At 59.7% G+C, this 19,452-nt stretch carries 20 protein-coding genes and 1 pseudogene; 16 read left to right on the forward strand and 5 right to left on the reverse strand.

Annotation, left to right across the window (positions count from 1 at the left end; all coding sequences use genetic code 11):
* The first annotated feature begins 449 nt into the window (after positions 1-449).
* Entirely contained in the window at positions 450-2,042 is a 1,593-nt protein-coding gene (locus tag BW43_RS24965) for an ABC transporter substrate-binding protein (protein WP_032884399.1), read from the forward strand.
* 27 nt (positions 2,043-2,069) lie between these two features.
* Here BW43_RS24965 and radC read toward each other — a convergent pair whose 3' ends face one another.
* On the reverse strand, positions 2,070-2,744 hold the full coding sequence (radC, locus tag BW43_RS24960; protein ID WP_032884400.1) for a DNA repair protein RadC: 675 nt from the start codon (positions 2,742-2,744) through the stop codon (positions 2,070-2,072).
* Between the two features lie 143 nt (positions 2,745-2,887).
* Here radC and coaBC point away from each other — a divergent pair, with 143 nt between their 5' ends.
* The 4 genes and pseudogenes from coaBC to argB all read left to right on the forward strand — a co-directional run bounded on the left by coaBC (position 2,888) and on the right by argB (position 7,144).
* Positions 2,888-4,096, forward strand: coding sequence for a bifunctional phosphopantothenoylcysteine decarboxylase/phosphopantothenate--cysteine ligase CoaBC (gene coaBC / locus BW43_RS24955; RefSeq protein ID WP_032884402.1), 1,209 nt, complete (start codon positions 2,888-2,890; stop codon positions 4,094-4,096).
* A gap of 5 nt (positions 4,097-4,101) precedes the next feature.
* Positions 4,102-4,557 (forward strand): dUTP diphosphatase, encoded by a 456-nt coding sequence (dut, locus tag BW43_RS24950; RefSeq protein ID WP_032884403.1) that lies wholly within the window; start codon positions 4,102-4,104, stop codon positions 4,555-4,557.
* A 240-nt stretch (positions 4,558-4,797) separates the two neighbouring features.
* Positions 4,798-6,219, forward strand: a pseudogene (locus tag BW43_RS24945) (phosphomannomutase/phosphoglucomutase); the annotation flags it as partial.
* A 19-nt stretch (positions 6,220-6,238) separates the two neighbouring features.
* A complete protein-coding gene (gene argB / locus BW43_RS24940; protein ID WP_017735763.1) occupies positions 6,239-7,144 on the forward strand; it encodes an acetylglutamate kinase in 906 nt (301 codons plus the stop codon).
* A gap of 62 nt (positions 7,145-7,206) precedes the next feature.
* On the opposite strand, the gene pyrE is transcribed toward argB, so the two are convergent.
* Positions 7,207-7,854, reverse strand: coding sequence for an orotate phosphoribosyltransferase (gene pyrE, locus BW43_RS24935; RefSeq protein ID WP_032884405.1), 648 nt, complete (start codon positions 7,852-7,854; stop codon positions 7,207-7,209).
* Positions 7,855-7,936: 82 nt separating this feature from the next.
* On the opposite strand from pyrE, the gene BW43_RS24930 reads away from it, so the two are divergent.
* Positions 7,937-8,716 (forward strand): exodeoxyribonuclease III, encoded by a 780-nt coding sequence (locus tag BW43_RS24930; protein ID WP_003195493.1) that lies wholly within the window; start codon positions 7,937-7,939, stop codon positions 8,714-8,716.
* Between the two features lie 58 nt (positions 8,717-8,774).
* On the opposite strand, the gene BW43_RS24925 is transcribed toward BW43_RS24930, so the two are convergent.
* On the reverse strand, positions 8,775-9,143 hold the full coding sequence (locus tag BW43_RS24925) for a DUF4870 domain-containing protein (RefSeq protein WP_032884406.1): 369 nt from the start codon (positions 9,141-9,143) through the stop codon (positions 8,775-8,777).
* Positions 9,144-9,165: 22 nt separating this feature from the next.
* Positions 9,166-9,888, reverse strand: a complete 723-nt coding sequence (gene rph, locus BW43_RS24920) for a ribonuclease PH (RefSeq protein WP_017735760.1) — start codon at positions 9,886-9,888, stop codon at positions 9,166-9,168.
* A gap of 216 nt (positions 9,889-10,104) precedes the next feature.
* Between rph and BW43_RS24915 the strand changes: the two genes are divergently transcribed.
* From BW43_RS24915 to BW43_RS24885, 7 genes are all read left to right on the forward strand, one after another.
* Positions 10,105-10,968, forward strand: coding sequence for a YicC/YloC family endoribonuclease (locus tag BW43_RS24915; RefSeq protein ID WP_032884408.1), 864 nt, complete (start codon positions 10,105-10,107; stop codon positions 10,966-10,968).
* 10 nt (positions 10,969-10,978) lie between these two features.
* Positions 10,979-11,599, forward strand: a complete 621-nt coding sequence (gene gmk, locus BW43_RS24910; protein ID WP_032884410.1) for a guanylate kinase — start codon at positions 10,979-10,981, stop codon at positions 11,597-11,599.
* 167 nt (positions 11,600-11,766) lie between these two features.
* Positions 11,767-12,030, forward strand: a complete 264-nt coding sequence (gene rpoZ / locus BW43_RS24905; protein ID WP_017735757.1) for a DNA-directed RNA polymerase subunit omega — start codon at positions 11,767-11,769, stop codon at positions 12,028-12,030.
* Positions 12,031-12,090: 60 nt separating this feature from the next.
* Positions 12,091-14,196: a bifunctional GTP diphosphokinase/guanosine-3',5'-bis pyrophosphate 3'-pyrophosphohydrolase gene (gene spoT / locus BW43_RS24900; RefSeq protein WP_032884411.1), complete on the forward strand. Its 2,106-nt coding sequence runs from the start codon at positions 12,091-12,093 to the stop codon at positions 14,194-14,196.
* A gap of 40 nt (positions 14,197-14,236) precedes the next feature.
* Positions 14,237-14,617, forward strand: a complete 381-nt coding sequence (locus BW43_RS24895) for a RidA family protein (RefSeq protein WP_003176922.1) — start codon at positions 14,237-14,239, stop codon at positions 14,615-14,617.
* 56 nt (positions 14,618-14,673) lie between these two features.
* Positions 14,674-15,414 (forward strand): hypothetical protein, encoded by a 741-nt coding sequence (locus BW43_RS24890; RefSeq protein ID WP_032884412.1) that lies wholly within the window; start codon positions 14,674-14,676, stop codon positions 15,412-15,414.
* Positions 15,415-15,491: 77 nt separating this feature from the next.
* Positions 15,492-16,214 (forward strand): hypothetical protein, encoded by a 723-nt coding sequence (locus BW43_RS24885; protein WP_032884413.1) that lies wholly within the window; start codon positions 15,492-15,494, stop codon positions 16,212-16,214.
* Between the two features lie 26 nt (positions 16,215-16,240).
* Here the strand turns inward: BW43_RS24885 and BW43_RS24880 are convergent, their stop codons facing one another.
* Positions 16,241-17,092: an SDR family oxidoreductase gene (locus BW43_RS24880; protein WP_032884414.1), complete on the reverse strand. Its 852-nt coding sequence runs from the start codon at positions 17,090-17,092 to the stop codon at positions 16,241-16,243.
* Positions 17,093-17,281: 189 nt separating this feature from the next.
* On the opposite strand from BW43_RS24880, the gene exbB reads away from it, so the two are divergent.
* From exbB to BW43_RS24865, 3 genes are read left to right on the forward strand one after another with little or no spacing between them, the layout of a single operon-like run.
* Positions 17,282-18,250 (forward strand): tonB-system energizer ExbB, encoded by a 969-nt coding sequence (gene exbB / locus BW43_RS24875; RefSeq protein ID WP_032884415.1) that lies wholly within the window; start codon positions 17,282-17,284, stop codon positions 18,248-18,250.
* Between the two features lie 6 nt (positions 18,251-18,256).
* On the forward strand, positions 18,257-18,682 hold the full coding sequence (exbD, locus tag BW43_RS24870) for a TonB system transport protein ExbD (RefSeq protein ID WP_032884416.1): 426 nt from the start codon (positions 18,257-18,259) through the stop codon (positions 18,680-18,682).
* Entirely contained in the window at positions 18,679-19,428 is a 750-nt protein-coding gene (locus BW43_RS24865) for an energy transducer TonB (RefSeq protein ID WP_032884417.1), read from the forward strand. Before exbD ends, BW43_RS24865 begins: the two co-directional genes overlap by 4 nt.
* Positions 19,429-19,452 lie beyond the last annotated feature (24 nt).

Raw genomic sequence — 19,452 nt, forward strand, 5'->3', positions numbered from 1 at the left:
CTCTAAAACCACATGCCCAACCCGGCATGGGTTGGCCGCTTAATCTCTCAGTCATTTGGCGCCAGGCGCCGCGTTTCTTTAGGGTCTTACCGGCTACACCTACAAGCGAAGGAACCGGGCCCCTAGAAAAGAGCGCTGCTTTATACCAGAAAGACCTTGGTGCAACAACAGCGAGTGTGTTTTTACCGGAGTAAATCTCGACCATTGACGCCTGAACCGTTGCCAGGAGGGGCCGATACAACAGCCGACCGCTCGTCGCACAGAATGATTTTCAGCGCCCGCACGCACCGTAAAGTGCACGGCGAAACAATCTGAGGCGCCATCAAAACAGCATTTGAGCCAAAAGCACAGGCAAAAATGGGCTAGTCATTTATCAATCAGAGCACTACGGTAGGACTTTTCCAGACTGCACTCGCAGATGGGCCTTCGATCTGCAAAGGAAACCGAATATGCGCCTCGCTGCCCTACCGCTGTTGCTTGCCCCTCTCTTTATCGCGCCGCTGGCCTCTGCCGCCACCAACCTGAGCGTGTGCACCGAGGCCAGCCCTGAAGGGTTTGATGTGGTGCAGTACAACTCGCTGACCACCACCAACGCCTCCGCCGACGTACTGATGAACCGCCTGGTGGACTTCGATGCCGCCAGCGGCAAGCTGGTGCCAAGTCTGGCGGACAGCTGGGAAGTGTCGCCGGACGGCCTGACCTACACCTTCAAGCTGCACCCGGATGTGAAGTTCCACCGCACCGAGTATTTCACCCCAAGCCGCAGCCTGACCGCCGAAGACGTGCGCTTCAGCTTTGAACGCATGCTCGACCCGGCCAACCCGTGGCACAAGATCGCCCAGAGCGGCTTCCCTCACGCCCAGTCTCTGCAACTGCCAACACTGGTCAAGAAGATCGATGCCCTCGACCCGCTGACGGTGCGCTTCACTCTGGATCATGCCGACTCCACCTTCCTCGCAGCACTGAGCATGGGCTTCGCTTCGATTTACCCGGCCGAATACGCCGACAAGTTGCTCAAGGCCGGCACGCCGGAGAAACTCAACAGCCAACCGATTGGTACCGGCCCGTTCATTTTCAGCCGTTTCCAGAAAGACGCTGTGGTTCGTTACAAAGCCAACCCGGACTACTTCGGCGGCAAACCGGCTGTGGATAACTTGATCTTCGCCATCACGCCGGATGCCAACGTGCGCCTGCAGAAGCTGCACCGCGATGAGTGCCAGATCGCCCTGTCGCCCAAGCCCCTGGATGTAGGCGAGGCAGAGAAAGACCCAGCCCTCAAGGTGGAAAAGACCGCTGCATTCATGACTGCATTCGTGGCGATCAACAGCCAGCACCCTCCCCTGGATAAACCCGAAGTACGTCAAGCGATCAACCTGGCCTTCGATAAGGCCAGCTACCTCAAAGCCGTATTTGAAGGCACCGCCGAAGCCGCCAACGGCCCTTATCCTCCCAACACCTGGAGCTACGCCAAAGACTTGCCGGGTTATCCACAGGACCTCGCCAAGGCCAAGGCCCTGCTGAATCGCGCAGGGCTCAAGGACGGCTTCAAGACCACCATCTGGACACGCCCGACTGGCAGCCTGCTGAACCCTAACCCAAACCTCGGCGCGCAATTGCTGCAAGCCGACCTGGCCAAAGTCGGCATCCAGGCCGAGATCCGAGTGATCGAATGGGGCGAACTGATTCGCCGCGCCAAAGCCGGCGAGCATGACCTGCTGTTCATGGGCTGGGCCGGCGACAACGGTGACCCGGATAACTTCCTGACCCCGCAGTTTTCCTGCGCAGCAGTGAAGTCAGGCACCAACTTCGCTCGCTACTGCGACCCGGCGCTGGACAAACTGATCAGTGCTGGCAAAACCACCAGCGAGCAAGGGGTGCGCAGCAAGCTGTATCAACAGGCCCAGGCGCAAATCCAGCAGCAGGCGCTGTGGCTGCCACTGGCGCATCCGACGGCGTTCGCCCTCGCGCGCAAGAGTGTCGACGGCTATCAAGTAAGTCCGTTCGGGCGCCAGGATTTCTCGAAGGTCAGCGTCAAGCCCTGAACCGTAACCCCACCTGAAAGGGTGGGGTTACATCCATCCGTATTCCGCCATCGATAACGGATCACCATCTCCCACGATGATGTGATCCAGCACCCGCACATCCACCATCTCCAGCGCTTTTTGCAGGACTTTGGTCAATTTTCGATCAGCTGCACTCGGCTCCACACTTCCCGAAGGATGGTTATGACAAAGGATCAACGCCGCCGCGTTGTAAGCCAACGCGCGCTTGACCACTTGCCGGGGGTACACCACAGCAGCGTCGATGGTGCCCTCGGATAACGCCTCGAAGCCCAACACCCGATGCTTTGAATCGAGAAACAGGCAGCCAAAGATCTCGTGGGGCTCATGACGCAACAGCGCCTTGAGGTATCCCCGCACGACTTCCGGACTTTCCAGTGCCGATTCATTGCGCAACTGTTCGGCCATATGCCGCCGGGACATCTCTAGTACCGCCTGCAACTGGGCAAACTTCGCCGGCCCCAAGCCCAGTTGCTGATTGAACAGCGCCTGGCTTGCTTCCAGCAGCGGGCGTAAGCCGCCAAATTGCGCCAGCAGATGGCGCGCCAGGTCCACCGCGCTCCGACCTGCGACACCGGTGCGCAGGAAGATTGCCAGCAGTTCAGCATCCGACAGACTCGCCGCGCCCCACGCCAAAAGCTTCTCCCTGGGCCGCTCTGCCGCCGGCCAATCACGAATACTCATCCCACCTCCCTGTACATGTGCGCCGCTGTTGCGGGGCAGACGCTGTGTTATCGTAGGCCCTCTTTTTTGCGTGCGATTTCACCTGGGGAGGGGAGATCGCACGCACCACTGAACTGGCTTCACTGAACTGGAAAGGCAAACCAATGCAGCGTCTGTATCGGAAACGCATCGTTCTCGGCGTCGGCGGCGGCATTGCCGCCTACAAGAGCGCAGAGTTGGTTCGCAGGCTCCTGGACCAAGGTGCCGAAGTGCGCGTGGTCATGACCCGTGGCGGGAGCGAGTTCATCACACCCCTGACCATGCAGGCCCTGTCCGGCCACCCGGTTCATATGGACCTGCTGGACCCGGCGGCCGAAGCCGCCATGGGCCACATCGAACTGGCCAAATGGGCCGACCTGGTGCTGATCGCCCCGGCCACTGCCGACCTGATCGCCCGCCTGGCCCAAGGTATCGCCGATGACCTGCTGACTACCTTGGTACTGGCCACCGACGCCACCGTTGCCATTGCCCCCGCGATGAACCAGGCCATGTGGCGCGATCCGGCCACACAGGCCAATACCCAACTCCTGCAAAGCCGTGGCCTCAAGGTGTTCGGCCCGGCATCGGGCAGCCAGGCATGTGGCGACGTGGGCATGGGCCGCATGCTCGAAGCCACCGACCTGGCCCTGTGTGCCGCCGAGTGCTTCCAGCACTTGGCCCTGACCGGCAAGCACGTGTTGATCACCGCCGGCCCGACCCAGGAAAACATCGACCCGGTGCGTTACATCACCAACCATAGCTCAGGAAAAATGGGCTTTGCGCTGGCAGAAGCCGCGGTCGAGGCAGGCGCCCGCGTCACGCTGATCACCGGACCGGTACATCTACCGACCCCTGATCGCGTCACGCGAATCGATGTAGTCAGCGCCCGAGACATGCTCGCGGCCTGCGAAGCGGCTATTCCCTGCGACCTTTTTATCGCCTCGGCAGCGGTTGCGGACTACCGCCCGGAAGTCGTCGCCCCGCAAAAGCTCAAGAAAGACCCTACAAGCGGCGACGGCCTGCTCCTGCAAATGGTGCGCAACCCGGACATCCTGGCCACCATCGCCACACGTCCTGACCGCCCGTTCAGCGTCGGCTTCGCCGCCGAGACCGAGCATCTGCTGGACTACGCCGCACGCAAATTGAAAGACAAAAACCTCGACCTGATCGTTGCCAATGATGTCGCCAACCCGAGCATCGGCTTCAACAGCGAGGAAAACGCCTGCAGCGTGATTGACCGCGACCTGCACGCGACACTTTTCGCCCAGACCAGCAAGGGCAAGATTGCCCGCCAACTGATCTCTTTTATCGCCCAACGGCTGAACCAGGTTTAATTTCCATGCACGCTTTGCAAGCCAAGATCCTCGACCCACGCATCGGCACCGAATTCCCACTGCCGGCCTACGCCACCCCAGGCTCTGCCGGCCTGGACCTGCGTGCCATGCTCAAGCAAGACACCCTGCTTGAGCCGGGACAGACCGTCCTGATCCCTACCGGCCTGTCGATCTACGTGGGCGACCCTGGTCTGGCTGCGCTGATCCTGCCGCGCTCCGGCCTGGGCCACAAACACGGCATCGTGCTGGGCAACCTGGTAGGCCTGATCGACTCGGACTACCAAGGCGAGTTGATGGTGTCGTGCTGGAACCGCGGCCAAACCGCATTCAACATCGTGGTCGGCGAGCGCATTGCCCAGCTTGTTCTTGTGCCGGTGGTACAGGCGCACTTCGAACTGGTGCAGGAATTCGACGAAACCCAACGTGGTGCAGGCGGCTTTGGGCATTCAGGCAGTCTCTGACTAAGCTGAACGTGGCCGGGTGCTTTTGCCCGGCCAGACGCCACCGCATGGCTTTTCAGGATGAAGAATGCGCGGAATTTATCAGCGAGATTTCCCTAGCTAAATCAATGTATTACGCAGAAATAAGCCTGGCTTCCAAACGCCGATGGCATTTTTGCACCACGAACTCTCTGCCGAAAACACCGTCATACCCTTCAGTTTGAGCCTGCCGGTCAGCCACTTTAAGGCCAGCCTTGCCCCCTTCAGATGGAGTTTCCCCCCGCGATGAGTACCGCAGCCCGAGTAGCCCCGACATTCCCCGACAGCATCTTTCGCGCCTATGACATCCGTGGCGTGGTGCCCAAGACCCTGACTGCCGAAACGGCCTACTGGATCGGCCGCGCCATCGGCGCCCAGAGCCTGGCTCAGGATGAGCCCAACGTATCGGTAGGCCGTGACGGTCGTTTGTCCGGCCCGGAGCTGGTGGAGCAACTGATCCAAGGCCTGGCCGACGCCGGCTGCCATGTCAGCGACGTCGGCCTGGTACCAACGCCAGCTCTGTACTACGCCGCCAACGTCCTGGCCGGCAAGTCCGGGGTGATGCTCACTGGCAGCCATAACCCATCGGATTACAACGGTTTCAAGATCGTCATCGCTGGCGACACCCTGGCTAATGAACAGATCCAGGCCTTGCATACCCGCCTGAAAACCAACGACCTGACCAGCGGCAAAGGCAGCATCACCAAAGTCGACATCCTGCAGCGCTACTCCGACGAAATCACCCGCGACGTCAAGCTCGCCCGCCGCCTCAAAGTGGTAGTGGACTGCGGCAACGGCGCGGCCGGTGTGATCGCGCCGCAACTGCTCGAAGCCTTGAACTGCGAAGTAATCCCGTTGTTCTGCGAGGTTGACGGCAACTTCCCCAACCACCACCCGGATCCAGGCAAGCCAGAAAATCTGGTGGACCTGATCGCCAAGGTCAAGGAAACCGGCGCCGATGTCGGCCTGGCCTTCGATGGTGACGGTGACCGCGTAGGTGTGGTGACCGAGACCGGCGAGATCGTATTCCCCGACCGCCTGCTGATGCTGTTCGCACGTGACGTAGTGGCGCGCAATCCCAACGCAGAAATCATCTTCGACGTGAAGTGCACCCGCCGCCTCACGCCGCTGATCAAGGAATACGGGGGCCGCCCGCTAATGTGGAAGACCGGTCACTCGTTGATCAAAAAGAAAATGAAGGAAACCGGCGCGCTGTTGGCCGGTGAAATGAGCGGTCACGTGTTCTTCAAAGAGCGCTGGTTCGGTTTTGACGACGGTATCTACAGCGCCGCTCGTCTGCTGGAGATCCTCAGCAAGGAAAAATCCACTGCCGAAGAGCTGTTTCAGACCTTCCCGAATGATATTTCTACGCCAGAGATCAATATCCATGTGACCGAGGAGAGCAAATTCAGCATCATTGACGCACTGCACGACGCGCAATGGGGCGAAGGCGCCAACCTGACCACCATTGATGGTGTGCGAGTCGATTACGCCAAAGGCTGGGGCCTGGTTCGCGCGTCCAACACCACACCGGTGCTGGTGCTGCGTTTCGAGGCGGATACCGAGGCTGAGTTGCAGCGCATCAAGGACGTGTTCCACGCCCAGTTGAAACGTGTTGCCCCTGATCTCCAATTACCGTTCTGATTTTTTACCGGAGCCCTGAATGACCCTCGAACGCGAAGCCGCTGCCAACACCGCCAAGGTCCTGTCCGAAGCGTTGCCTTACATTCGACGCTACGTCGGCAAGACGCTGGTGATCAAGTACGGCGGCAATGCCATGGAAAGCGAAGAGCTGAAAACCGGCTTTGCCCGCGACATCGTGTTGATGAAAGCCGTGGGGATCAACCCTGTGGTGGTGCACGGTGGCGGCCCGCAAATCGGCGACCTGCTCAAGCGCTTGTCGATCGAGAGTCACTTCATCGATGGCATGCGTGTCACTGACGCGCAGACCATGGACGTGGTGGAGATGGTCCTCGGCGGCCAGGTGAACAAAGACATCGTCAACCTGATCAACCGCCACGGCGGCAGCGCCATCGGCCTGACCGGCAAGGACGCCGAGCTGATCCGCGCGAAAAAACTGACCGTTACCCGTCAGACGCCGGAAATGACCCAGCCGGAAATCATCGATATCGGCCAGGTAGGCGAAGTGATCGGCATCAACACCGACCTGCTGAACCTGCTGGTCAAGGGTGACTTCATCCCGGTGATCGCGCCGATCGGCGTGGGTGCGAACGGTGAGTCCTACAACATCAACGCTGACCTCGTCGCCGGCAAGGTCGCCGAGGCGCTGAAGGCTGAAAAGCTGATGCTGCTGACCAACATCGCCGGCCTGATGGACAAGGAAGGCAAGGTGCTGACCGGCTTGACCACTCAACAGGTAGACGAACTGATCGCCGACGGCACCATCTACGGCGGCATGCTGCCGAAGATCCGTTGCGCGCTGGAAGCAGTGCAAGGCGGCGTTGGCAGCTCGCTGATTCTGGATGGCCGTGTACCGAATGCAATCCTGCTGGAAATCTTTACCGATACAGGTGTGGGTACGCTGATCAGCAACCGCAAGCGCCCTTAAAACGCTGAAAACAAAAAGCCCCGCTCAACTTGGTTGAGCGGGGCTTTTTTATGGTTCGGCGATTACTGAACGCCGAACTGCTCGCGATACGCCTTAACTGCCGTCAAGTGCTGCTTGAGCTGCGGATCATCTTCCAGGAACTGCAACACCTGGTTCAACGAAACGATGCTTACCACCGGAATACCGAAATCACGCTCCACTTCCTGGATCGCCGACAACTCACCGTTGCCGCGCTCCTGGCGGTTCAGCGCGATCAGCACGCCAGCAGCCTTGGCGCCGTCTTGGGAAGCGATAATCTGCATCACTTCACGGATGGCGGTGCCGGCGGTGATTACGTCGTCAATGATCAGCACGTCGCCGGTCAGCGGCGCGCCCACCAGGCTGCCGCCTTCGCCATGAGCCTTGGCTTCCTTGCGGTTGAAGCACCATGGCAGATCGCGCCCATGGTGTTCCGCCAGGGCCACGGCTGTTGCAGCTGCCAGGGGGATACCCTTGTAGGCCGGGCCAAACAGCACGTCGAAGGAAATACCGCTTTCAACAATGGCTGCCGCGTAGAAACGCCCCAACTGAGCCAGGGCCGAACCCGAGTTGAACAAGCCCGCATTGAAGAAGTACGGACTGGTGCGCCCGGACTTGAGGGTGAACTCACCGAAGCGCAAAACCCCGCGATCGATGGCAAAACGAATGAAATCGCGTTGATACGCCTGCATGAAAAAAGCCTCAGATACCACGGATTTAGCTAATTAGGTAGACGGCGTGTATCATACACGCACGCGATTTTTGGGGCCATTTATGCGGATCATCAGTGTGAACGTTAATGGTATTCAGGCTGCAGTCGAGCGTGGTTTGCTCAGTTGGCTGCAAGCTCAGAATGCCGACGTCATCTGCCTGCAGGACACCCGCGCCTCCGCCTTTGAACTGGACGACCCAGCCTTCCAACTGGATGGCTACTTCCTTTATGCCTGCGATGCCGAAGTGCCCACCCAAGGTGGCGTGGCTTTGTACTCGCGGTTGCAACCCAAGGCGGTCATCAGCGGCCTCGGCTTCGAGACAGCCGACCGCTACGGGCGCTACCTGCAAGCCGATTTCGACAAGGTCAGCATCGCGACCTTGCTGCTTCCTTCGGGGCAGAACGGCGATGAAGACTTGAACCAGAAGTTCAAGCTAATGGACGATTTCGCCCGTTATCTGGATAAACAGCGGCGTAAACGTCGCGAGTACATTTACTGTGGCTCGCTGTACGTGGCGCAACAAAAGCTGGATATCAAGAACTGGCGCGACAGCCAGCAATCCCCAGGTTTCCTGGCGCCGGAACGGGCCTGGATGGACGAGATTGTCGGCAACATGGGCTATGTGGATGCCCTTCGTGAAGTCAGCCGCGAAGGCGACCAGTACAGCTGGTGGCCAGACAATGAACAGGCTGAAATGCTCAACCTGGGCTGGCGCTTCGACTACCAGTTGCTGACCCCAGGTCTGCGCCGGTTCGTACGCAGTGCACGTTTGCCGCGCCAGCCGCGTTTCTCGCAGCACGCGCCGCTGATCGTGGACTACGACTGGACACTGACCATCTAAGGTCTTTCTCCAGGCACAAAAAAACCGACATCGCTGTCGGTTTTTTTGTGGGCGATCACTATTTGACCAAACGCCAGGTCCATGGGTATCGGTAGGCTGTGCCGTTGTTGGCTTTAACGCCGCCAATGATCGTCAGCACTAGCGCCGCAACCACGAGCACCAACATCAACACAAAGCCGATCACCACAAACCCCAGCACCATGCAGACCAGCCAGGCGATGGCCACCGTGATCTGGAAATTCAGGGCTTCCTTGCCCTGATCATCGATAAGCGGGTCCATATCCTTCTTGATCTGCCACACGATCAACGGCCCCAACAGGCTGCCAAAGGGGAATACCAACCCCAGAAACGCCGCGAAGTGACACAACATCGCCCATTGGCGAACTTCCTTGGTCGGTGCCGGAACCGGCAATTGACTGTCACTCATGGCGCTTCTCCTTGAAGTCGGCTTAGTCAGCCAGTGCGGCGTTCTGCAGTTCGAAGATCTCGGTCATACCTTTCTGGGCTAGGGCCAGCATGGCGTTCAGCTCGGCCGGCTGGAATGGCGCGCCTTCAGCGGTGCCCTGCACTTCGATGAAACCACCGGTGCTGGTCATCACGACGTTCAGGTCAGTCTCGGCAGCCGAATCTTCCAGATAGTCCAGGTCCAGCACAGGCTCGCCCTGGTACATACCCACCGATACAGCGGCAATCATTTGCTTGAGCGGGTCGCCGCCTTTCAGGCCGCCACGTTTCTTGATCACTTTCAGTGCGTCGACCAAGGCCACCATCGCGCCAGTGATGGATGCAGTGCGGGTGCCGCCATCGGCCTGGATCACGTCGCAGTCGACGTAAAGGGTCACGTCGCCCAGCTTGGACATGTCCAGGGCTGCACGCAGGGAGCGACCGATCAGGCGCTGGATTTCCAGGGTGCGGCCGCCTTGCTTGCCACGGCTGGCTTCACGCTGGTTACGTTCACCGGTGGCGCGCGGCAGCATGCCGTATTCGGCGGTCAACCAACCCTGGCCCTGGCCTTTAAGGAAACGCGGCACGCCATTTTCAACGCTGACGGTGCAGATAACCTTGGTATCGCCAAACTCGACCAGTACAGATCCCTCGGCGTGTTTGGTGTAGTTGCGGGTGATGCGGATCGAGCGGAGCTGATCGGCAACGCGACCACTTGGACGTTTCATAGGGGATACCTGTACTGAGGACGAAAAACTGCCGAGCATTATAGAGCCGCGAGCCGATTCGGGGCACTTCTAAAAATCTGGTTACGAATGGTCAGCCTATCGCCCATTGTTTGGGCGCACTCGCCCCACTGCGCTACAATCCTGCGCCTTCGCAGCCTGTCGGCTTCAATTTACCCATCAGCCCGTGTTTGCGGGACTGCATCGCGAGGTACCTCCATGGTGCACAGCATGACCGCCTTCGCCCGCGTCGAAAAAGCAGGCGCCCAAGGCACCCTGAGCTGGGAACTGCGCTCGGTCAACAGCCGCTACCTGGAGCCGCACCTGCGCCTGCCGGAATCCTTCCGCGACCTCGAAGGCGCCGTGCGTGAGGCTCTGCGCCAGAGCATCTCCCGCGGCAAGCTGGAATGCACCCTGCGCTTTACCGAAGAAACCACCGGCAAGCCGCTGCAGGTAGACCGCGAGCGCGCCGCGCAACTGGTCGCTGCCGCCGAAACCATCGCCGGCCTGATCAAGCAGCCCGCAGCGCTAAACCCTCTGGAAGTGCTGGCTTGGCCCGGCGTGCTGGTGGCCGACGCCTCCGATCCGCAAGCCCTCAATGCCGAAGCCCTCGCCCTGTTTAATCAGGGCTTGAAGGAGCTCAAGGCCGGCCGCGAACGCGAAGGTGCCGAACTGGCACGCCTGATCAACGAGCGCCTGACTTCGATCGAAGCAGACGTGGTCATCTTGCGAGAGCTGGTGCCGCAGATGCTCGCCACCCAACGTCAGAAGGTTCTCGACCGCTTCACCGACATGAAGGCCGACCTCGACCCGACGCGCCTGGAGCAGGAAATGGTCCTGCTGGCCCAAAAGAGCGACGTCGCCGAAGAGCTGGACCGCTTGAGCACCCACATCCTCGAAGTGCGTCGCGTGCTCAAATCCGGCGGCGCCGCCGGTCGGCGCCTGGACTTCCTGATGCAGGAACTCAACCGCGAAGCCAATACACTCGGCTCCAAGGCATTTGACCCGCGCAGCACCACGGCTGCCGTCAACCTCAAAGTGTTGATCGAGCAAATGCGCGAACAAGTACAGAATATTGAGTAAGGCAACCTACATGACCCACAGCACCGGCACCCTTTACATCATTTCCGCCCCTTCGGGCGCGGGCAAGAGCAGCCTGGTCAAGGCCCTGACCGACGCTGACGAGCAGATTCGCATCTCGGTCTCCCACACCACCCGTGCCATGCGCCCGGGCGAGGTGAACGGCGTGCACTACCACTTCGTCGAGCGTACCGAGTTCGTCAAAATGATTGAGCACGGCGACTTCCTGGAGCGTGCCGAAGTGTTCGGCAACCTCTATGGCACTTCGCAGAGCCACCTGCAGCAGACCTTGGACGAAGGCCACGACCTGATCCTGGAAATCGACTGGCAGGGCGCCGAGCAAGTTCGCCAGCTGATGCCCAAGGCACGCTCGATCTTCATCCTGCCGCCGTCGCTCGAAGCCTTGCATCAGCGCCTGACCAATCGTGGTCAGGACAGTGACGAGATCATCGAAGGCCGCATGCGTGAAGCCGTCAGTGAAATGAGTCACTACGTCGACTACGACTACCTGATCATTAACGACGATTTTTCCCACGCACTGGACGACCTGAAGGCGATTTTTCGCACAAATCAGCTCCAGCAAAAGCGTCAACAGCAGCGTTTCGGCAAATTACTGGCCGAACTGCTTGGCTGATTGGGTCTTCCCAAAACGGCTGCAAGGGCTTTACATTGGCCCTTGTAGCGGTTTTGCGAGGGCCTGCGAAAAATCAGCGCTTCCCTAAACGCTGGTGATTTTTTAAACTGCTCAGTCCGCTCGCCCAACCGGGCAGCGCGCATCTTGCATTCGCTCCGAGGAATATCATGGCCCGCGTAACCGTTGAAGACTGCCTAGACCACGTGGCAAACCGCTTTGAGCTGGTCATGCTCTCTACCAAGCGTGCCCGTCAACTGGCCACTGGCGGCAAAGAGCCCCTGGTCCAGTGGGAAAACGACAAACCTACCGTTGTAGCCCTGCGTGAAATCGCTGAAGGCCTGATGAGCTACGAGTTCATCGCCAACGCTGAGATCGTTGAAGACGAACCGCTGTTTGCAGCGTTCGAGGACGAGTCCAACGAGGCCGTCTAAGCCTATGCCTGGTCGACGTAGCACGGCGCGGAGTCACAGCCTTCGGCAGGAGTTCACACTTTGCCGAGCATAGACGCCCTCGCCGATCGCTTATCGACCTACCTCGGCCCCGACCAGGTTAACCTGGTCCGCCGAGCGTATTTCTACGCCGAACAAGCCCACGACGGCCAACGCCGCCGAAGCGGTGAGGCGTACGTCACCCATCCTCTTGCGGTGGCGAATATCCTGGCCGACATGCACATGGACCATCAGAGCCTGATGGCCGCGATGCTGCATGACGTGATCGAAGACACCGGTATTGCCAAGGAAGCGCTCAGCGCGCAATTTGGCGAAACCGTGGCCGAACTGGTCGACGGGGTCAGCAAACTGACCCAGATGAACTTCGAAACCAAGGCTGAAGCCCAGGCGGAAAACTTCCAGAAGATGGCCATGGCCATGGCCCGGGACATCCGGGTGATCTTGGTCAAGCTGGCCGACCGGCTGCACAACATGCGCACGCTGGAAGTGCTGTCCGGCGAAAAACGTCGGCGCATCGCCAAGGAAACCCTGGAAATCTATGCGCCCATCGCCAACCGGCTGGGCATGCACGCCATTCGTATCGAGTTCGAAGACCTAGGCTTCAAGGCCATGCACCCGATGCGTTCGGCGCGCATCTACCAAGCGGTCAAGCGTGCCCGTGGCAACCGCAAGGAAATCGTCAACAAGATCGAAGAGTCGCTAAGCCATTGCCTGGCGATCGACGAAATCGAGGGCGAAGTCAGCGGGCGGCAGAAGCACATCTACGGCATCTACAAGAAGATGCGCGGCAAGCGTAGGGCCTTCAACGAGATAATGGACGTGTACGCGTTCCGGATCATCGTCGACAAGGTTGATACCTGCTACCGCGTTTTGGGCGCTGTACATAATTTGTACAAACCCTTGCCGGGCCGCTTCAAGGACTACATCGCGATTCCCAAGGCCAACGGCTATCAGTCACTGCATACCACGCTGTTCGGTATGCACGGCGTGCCGATAGAAATCCAGATCCGCACCCGCGAAATGGAAGAGATGGCCAACAACGGCATCGCCGCCCACTGGCTGTACAAGTCCAGTGGCGACGAGCAGCCAAAAGGCACCCATGCCCGCGCCCGCCAATGGGTCAAAGGCGTGTTGGAAATGCAGCAACGTGCTGGCAACTCCCTGGAATTCATTGAAAGCGTGAAGATTGACCTGTTCCCGGACGAGGTCTACGTGTTCACGCCCAAAGGCCGGATCATGGAGCTGCCCAAAGGCTCCACGGCGGTCGACTTCGCTTACGCAGTGCATACCGACGTGGGCAACAGCTGCATCGCCTGCCGGATCAACCGTCGCCTTGCCCCGCTGTCCGAGCCGCTGCAAAGCGGCTCAACCGTGGAGATTGTCAGCGCGCCTGGCGCACGCCCGAACCCGGCGTGGCTCAACTTCGTGGTCACCGGCAAGGCGCGTACGCACATCCGTCACGCCCTCAAACTGCAGCGCCGCTCCGAGTCCATCAGCCTCGGCGAACGCCTACTGAACAAGGTGCTCAACGGTTTCGACAGTGCTCTGGATAAGATCCCGCAGGAGCGTGTGCAAGCGATGCTCCACGAGTATCGCCAGGAAACCGTCGAAGACTTACTGGAAGATATCGGCCTGGGCAACCGCATGGCTTATGTGGTCGCCCGCCGCCTGCTTGGCGAAGGCGAGCAATTGCCAAGCCCCGAAGGCCCACTGGCAATTCGCGGCACCGAGGGCCTGGTACTCAGCTACGCCAAGTGCTGCACGCCGATCCCGGGCGACCCTATTGTCGGCCACCTGTCCGCAGGCAAAGGCATGGTCGTGCACCTGGACAACTGCCGCAACATCACCGAAATACGCCACAACCCGGAAAAATGCATCCAGCTCTCGTGGGCCAAGGATGTCACCGGCGAATTCAACGTTGAGCTGCGGGTGGAGCTGGAACACCAGCGCGGCCTGATCGCCTTGCTGGCCAGCAGCGTCAACGCGGCCGACGGCAATATCGAGAAAATCAGCATGGACGAACGCGATGGTCGCATCAGCGTTGTCCAACTGGTGGTCAGCGTGCACGACCGCGTGCACCTGGCCCGCGTGATCAAGAAGCTGCGTGCCTTGACCGGCGTGATCCGCATCACCCGCATGCGCGCATAGCTGTTCAGATAAGTCATCGCCCCATTACAAGGAGTCATTCATGACCAAGACTGTTATCACCAGCGACAAGGCCCCGGCCGCCATCGGTACTTACTCCCAGGCAATCAAGGCGGGCAACACTGTCTACATGTCCGGCCAGATCCCCCTGGACCCGAAGACCATGGAACTGGTGGAAGGCTTCGAAGCACAGACCGTGCAAGTTTTCGAGAACCTCAAGTCCGTCGCCGAAGCTGCCGGCGGTTCGTTCAAGGACATCGTCAAGCTGAACATCTTTCTTACCGACCTGAGCCATTTCGCCAAGGTCAACGAGATCATGGGCAAGTACTTCGAACAGCCTTACCCAGCCCGCGCCGCCATCGGCGTTGCTGCTCTGCCAAAGGGCGCGCAGGTTGAGATGGACGCGATTCTGGTCATCGAGTAAAACACCCGGCGCAGCCCTCACAGGCCGCGCCGACTTCGTTTTAAAAGGATTTCATGATGCGCAAAGCGCTTGTAGCCACTTCGTTGCTCGCCCTGATGCTCGGCGGCTGCGCCAGCAACCCGGCCGACCTGGATGTGAGCGGCACCTGGATCAACCAGGTCGCCATCGATGCGGCAGCCAAAGGCGGCCCTTTGCGCGAAGCACTGCAGAGCTTTGGCCCGAACCTCGAATGGGAGGTCAACTCCAAGGCGGCGCAGGCGCGCTACTACAACGGTTTTGAGGTTGCCGAAGGCAAACTGCTCGGAGAGCAATCCGGCGCCTGGAGCGTGGATTTCTACGGCAGCTCCGCCACTGAGCTCAAGCGCAAAGGCAAACAACTGCTGCAAGTGGCGAACGACAATGAGCCCGAACAGCTGTTTGCTCGCGCCAAAGATCCAGCTCCGGAAGGCGCGCCACTGGGCGCGAACTTCGAACGCGCGCTATATGCGGCCTATATGGGCGGCGACTGGAAGATCACCGACGGCTTCGGCAGCGGGGCCAGAGTACAGTTCCAGTCTGACGGCAAAGTCGCCGGCTTACCTGGCGTCGATCGGTACTCACTGTGCCTGGCAGGTGATTGCGCATCCATGAGCGGCGGCTACGACAGCATGTGGCTGCAACTCAACGGCGTGGGTAACCCATGGATTTTTGCCCGCAAAGGCAAACAGCTGGAAATTTTCCAGGCGATCAACACTGCACAGACCGATGAAGTGCCTTCGTTTACGCCTGGGCCACGTCAGTGGTTGCTGGAAAAATAGTGATACAGAACAAAGGAGCCCAAAGGCTCCTTTTTCTTTAGCCTGCGCCACGGTTTCTTACCCTCAGAGATGGCTCCATGCGCGCATTGCTTACCTTCGGCCTGCTACTGCTTGGCGGATGCACCCATACGTCGCCGAAAACGGATATCAGCGGCATCTGGATCAACCAGACAATCCTTGATGCCGCTGCGTTGAGCCAATCGCTGAACACTCAGGGCTCAAATCTGGAATGGAATATCGATATCCACGCCGGCAAGGCGCAGGTGAGCAGCGGCTTCGAAATGGCCGAAGGCAACCTGTTGCAAACATCCCCTGACGCCTGGACCGTCGACTATGGCGGCTATAGCAGTGACGCACTGCGCCTCGACGGCAAACAGCTCATCCAACTGGGCAAAGAGCATATGAAGGAACAGGTGTTCAGCCGCCCTATCGACACCGCTAAAACCGAAGAAAGGTGGGGCAGCACTTTCAGGAGGGCCCTGAACGCAGCTTACATGGGTGGAAAATGGCGCATCATCGAGGGGCCAGGAACAGGTGAAACTGTAACGTTCACCGCGGATGGCCAGGTCTCAGGGCTTGCAAAAACGGACAGATACGAACTATGCCTGGACGGTGACTGCGCCTCCCAAGGCGCAGGCAATAACACCCTTTTCCTGACCAATGGAGACGTCGGTAATACCTGGATCTTCGTGCGCAAGGGCAAGCAGATGGAAATCCTCCAGGCAATCAACGGCGCGCAAAGCGACGAAATACCCACGTTCACGCCCGGCCCGCGCCAATGGCTGCTAGAACAGCAATAACACAGATCCAACGGTGGGGAGGGGCTTCAGCCTTTTAGAATGGCCGCATACCCTTCTCGATAGCTCGGATACGTCGGCACCCAACCCAGCGCTTTGATGCGAGCATTGCTGCATTGCTTGCTACCAGCACGCCGCACGCTGGCGTCCTCGGACCACTCCGTTACGCCCAGGTAGTCACGCAACCAGGCCACCACCTCGGCCAAGGGAGCCGGCGCATCGTCGACGCCGATATAGATTTTATCCAGAGAACCGCCCTGCTCCACATGGCGCAACAAGAAGGCCAGCAAACCCGCCGCGTCGTCCGCGTGAATGCGGTTGCCATATAAAGGCGGATCGATCGCCACGCGATAACCCTGGCGTACCTGGGTCAGAAGCCACTCGCGGCCCGGACCGTAAATGCCGGTCAGACGCACAATGCTCGAAGGAATGCCGCTATTGAGTGCGACCTGTTCGGCCTCCAGCATGACCTGCCCGGAATAGCCCTTCGCCTTGGTTTCAGAGGTTTCGTCGACCCACTCGCCATTCAGTTGCCCATATACGCTGCTGCTGGATACAAACAACAAATGCTTGGGTTCCTGACCATAATCTTTTAGCCACTCCAACACATGCTGCAATCCTTGCACGTAGGCCGCGCGATAACCGGCCTCATCGTGATCCGTCGCGGCAGCGCAATACACCAGGTAATCCACCCCGCCAATAGGCCAGGTGTCGGGGCAATCCTTGTTGAAGAGGTCGCCGGCAATGCCGATCACGCCGTTGGGCAAACGCGAAATGTCGCGTCGCAGGCCATAAACCTCCCATTCCGAGGCCAGCAATTGGCTAGCCAGGCGACTACCCACATCGCCGCATCCGGCAATCACAACAGAAGGTGCAGACATCACAAAACTCCATTCTCAAAGGTCTAGGTTAGCCTTCTCGGCTGACCAGCGGCCAGAAAAAGCACAAATAAAGTTACTGTATTACTTTTGTTAACAAGAATTACTTGCAATAATGACCGCCCATTTGTCCTCGGCCGCCTAGGGTCTGGTAGGACGATCACTCATTTTTTCTTCTCAGGTCCGGCCAGCATGACACGTAATACCACCCCCGCTTCGCCAACCAAGCTTCACAGCCCGTCCCGCGCCTGGCGCGCGATTGCTGCGATGCTGTTCAGCGTGCTGCTGGCGCCGACCGCCGCATTCGCTGATGCCAACGCCCCAGCCACGCCGGCGGCCGTCGAGCAAAACGCTGCGGCCCCGGCCGCTCCAGCCGCCACCGATCCAGCCCAAGCTGCTGCCCCAGCCGCCACAGACGAAACTGGCGTCGTGCTGGAAGAAGACAACACCCTGGGCATGGCCCATGACCTGTCGCCGTGGGGCATGTACCAGAACGCAGACGTCGTGGTGAAGGCCGTGATGATCGGTCTGGCCATCGCTTCGATCATCACGTGGACCATCTGGATCGCCAAAGGCTTCGAGTTGCTGGGTGCCAAGCGCCGTCTGCGTACTGAAATCGTCCACCTGAAAAAGGCCACTACCCTCAAGGAAGCCAGCGAGAGCGCGACCAAAAAGGGCACCCTGGCCAATACCTTAGTGCATGACGCACTGGAAGAAATGCGCCTGTCGGCCAACACCCGTGAAAAGGAAGGCATCAAGGAGCGCGTGGCGTTCCGCCTGGAGCGACTGGTAGCAGCCTGCGGCCGTAACATGAGCAGCGGCACCGGCGTACTCGCTACCATCGGTTCCACCGCGCCGTTCGTCGGTCTGTTCGGTACCGTGTGGGGCATCATGAACAGCTTTATCGGCATCGCCAAAACCCAGACCACCAACCTCGCCGTCGTTGCCCCCGGCATCGCCGAAGCCCTGCTGGCAACCGCCTTGGGCCTGGTTGCTGCAATTCCTGCGGTGGTGATCTACAACGTCTTCGCCCGTTCGATTGCCGGCTATAAAGCTCAGGTATCCGACGCGTCGGCAGAAGTCCTGCTGCTGGTCAGCCGCGACCTCGATCACCTGCCTACCGAGCGCAGCTCGCAACCGCACATGGTGAAAGTGGGGTAATCGGCCATGGGCCTGCATTTGAATCAAGGCGACGATGAACTCGTCGAGAACCACGAAATCAACGTCACGCCGTTTATCGACGTAATGTTGGTACTGCTGATCATCTTCATGGTGGCCGCTCCCTTGGCCACCGTGGATATCAAGGTCGACCTGCCCGCGTCCAGCGCCAAGCCTGCGCCGCGGCCCGAGAAACCGGTGTTTCTCAGCGTCAAGGCGGACCAACGCCTGTTCCTGGGCGAAGAAGAAGTCAAAGCTGAAACCTTGGGCCAGGTCCTCGACGCCAAGACCCAAGGCAAGAAAGACACGACGATCTTCTTCCAGGCCGACAAGGGCGTGGACTACGGCGACCTGATGAGCGTGATGGATGCCCTGCGGGCAGCCGGCTACCTCAAGGTAGGCTTGGTCGGACTTGAGACGGCAGCCAAGAAATGATCACGACGCGCCACAAACTGACGCGTTATGGCACCAGCCTTGCCGTCGTGCTGGGCGTGCACGCCGTCGCGATTGCTATCGCGCTCCATTGGTCGGCGCCGCGCACTGTGCAGCTGCCGCCGGCCGCCATGGTCATTGACCTGGCGCCGATGCCAGCACCGCCGCCACCGGCTCCACCGAAAGTGGTCACGCCACCGCAACCGCCCGCACCGGTGGAAGAGTTGCCTTTGCCGAAACTGGCCGAGGCACCCAAGCCGACGATCCAGGTGCCCAAGCCGGTCAAGCCCAAGCCCAAACCTCAGCCGCCCAAGCCGGTAGAGAAAAAGATCGAGCCACCCAAAGAGAAACCTTCCGAGGATCCGCCGAGCGATGCTCCGCCGACCAAAGCGCCGGCCGAAAAATCGGCGCAGCCGGCTCCAGGCCCGTCGCCGCAGCAGCTTGCAGCCAAGGCCTCTTGGGAAGGCACTCTGCTGGCGCATTTGCAGAAGTACAAAAAGTACCCGCCAGGCGCCCAGGCCCGTGGCAAGGAAGGCCTGAACCGCTTGCGCTTCGTGGTCGATGCCGAAGGCAACGTGCTGTCCTACGAGTTGGTGGGCCGTTCCGGCAACGCTGACCTGGACCGTGCAACCCTGGACATGATCCGTCGTGCCCAACCGCTGCCCAAGCCACCGGCCGACATGGTGAAAAGCGGCAGTGTCGAGATCGTTGCACCATTCGTGTACAACATCGAAAAGCGTCGCCGCTGATATGACTGTGGCAAGGGGCAACCC

The organism is Pseudomonas sp. RIT357 (assembly GCF_000632245.1).
Taxonomy (GTDB): domain Bacteria; phylum Pseudomonadota; class Gammaproteobacteria; order Pseudomonadales; family Pseudomonadaceae; genus Aquipseudomonas; species Aquipseudomonas sivasensis.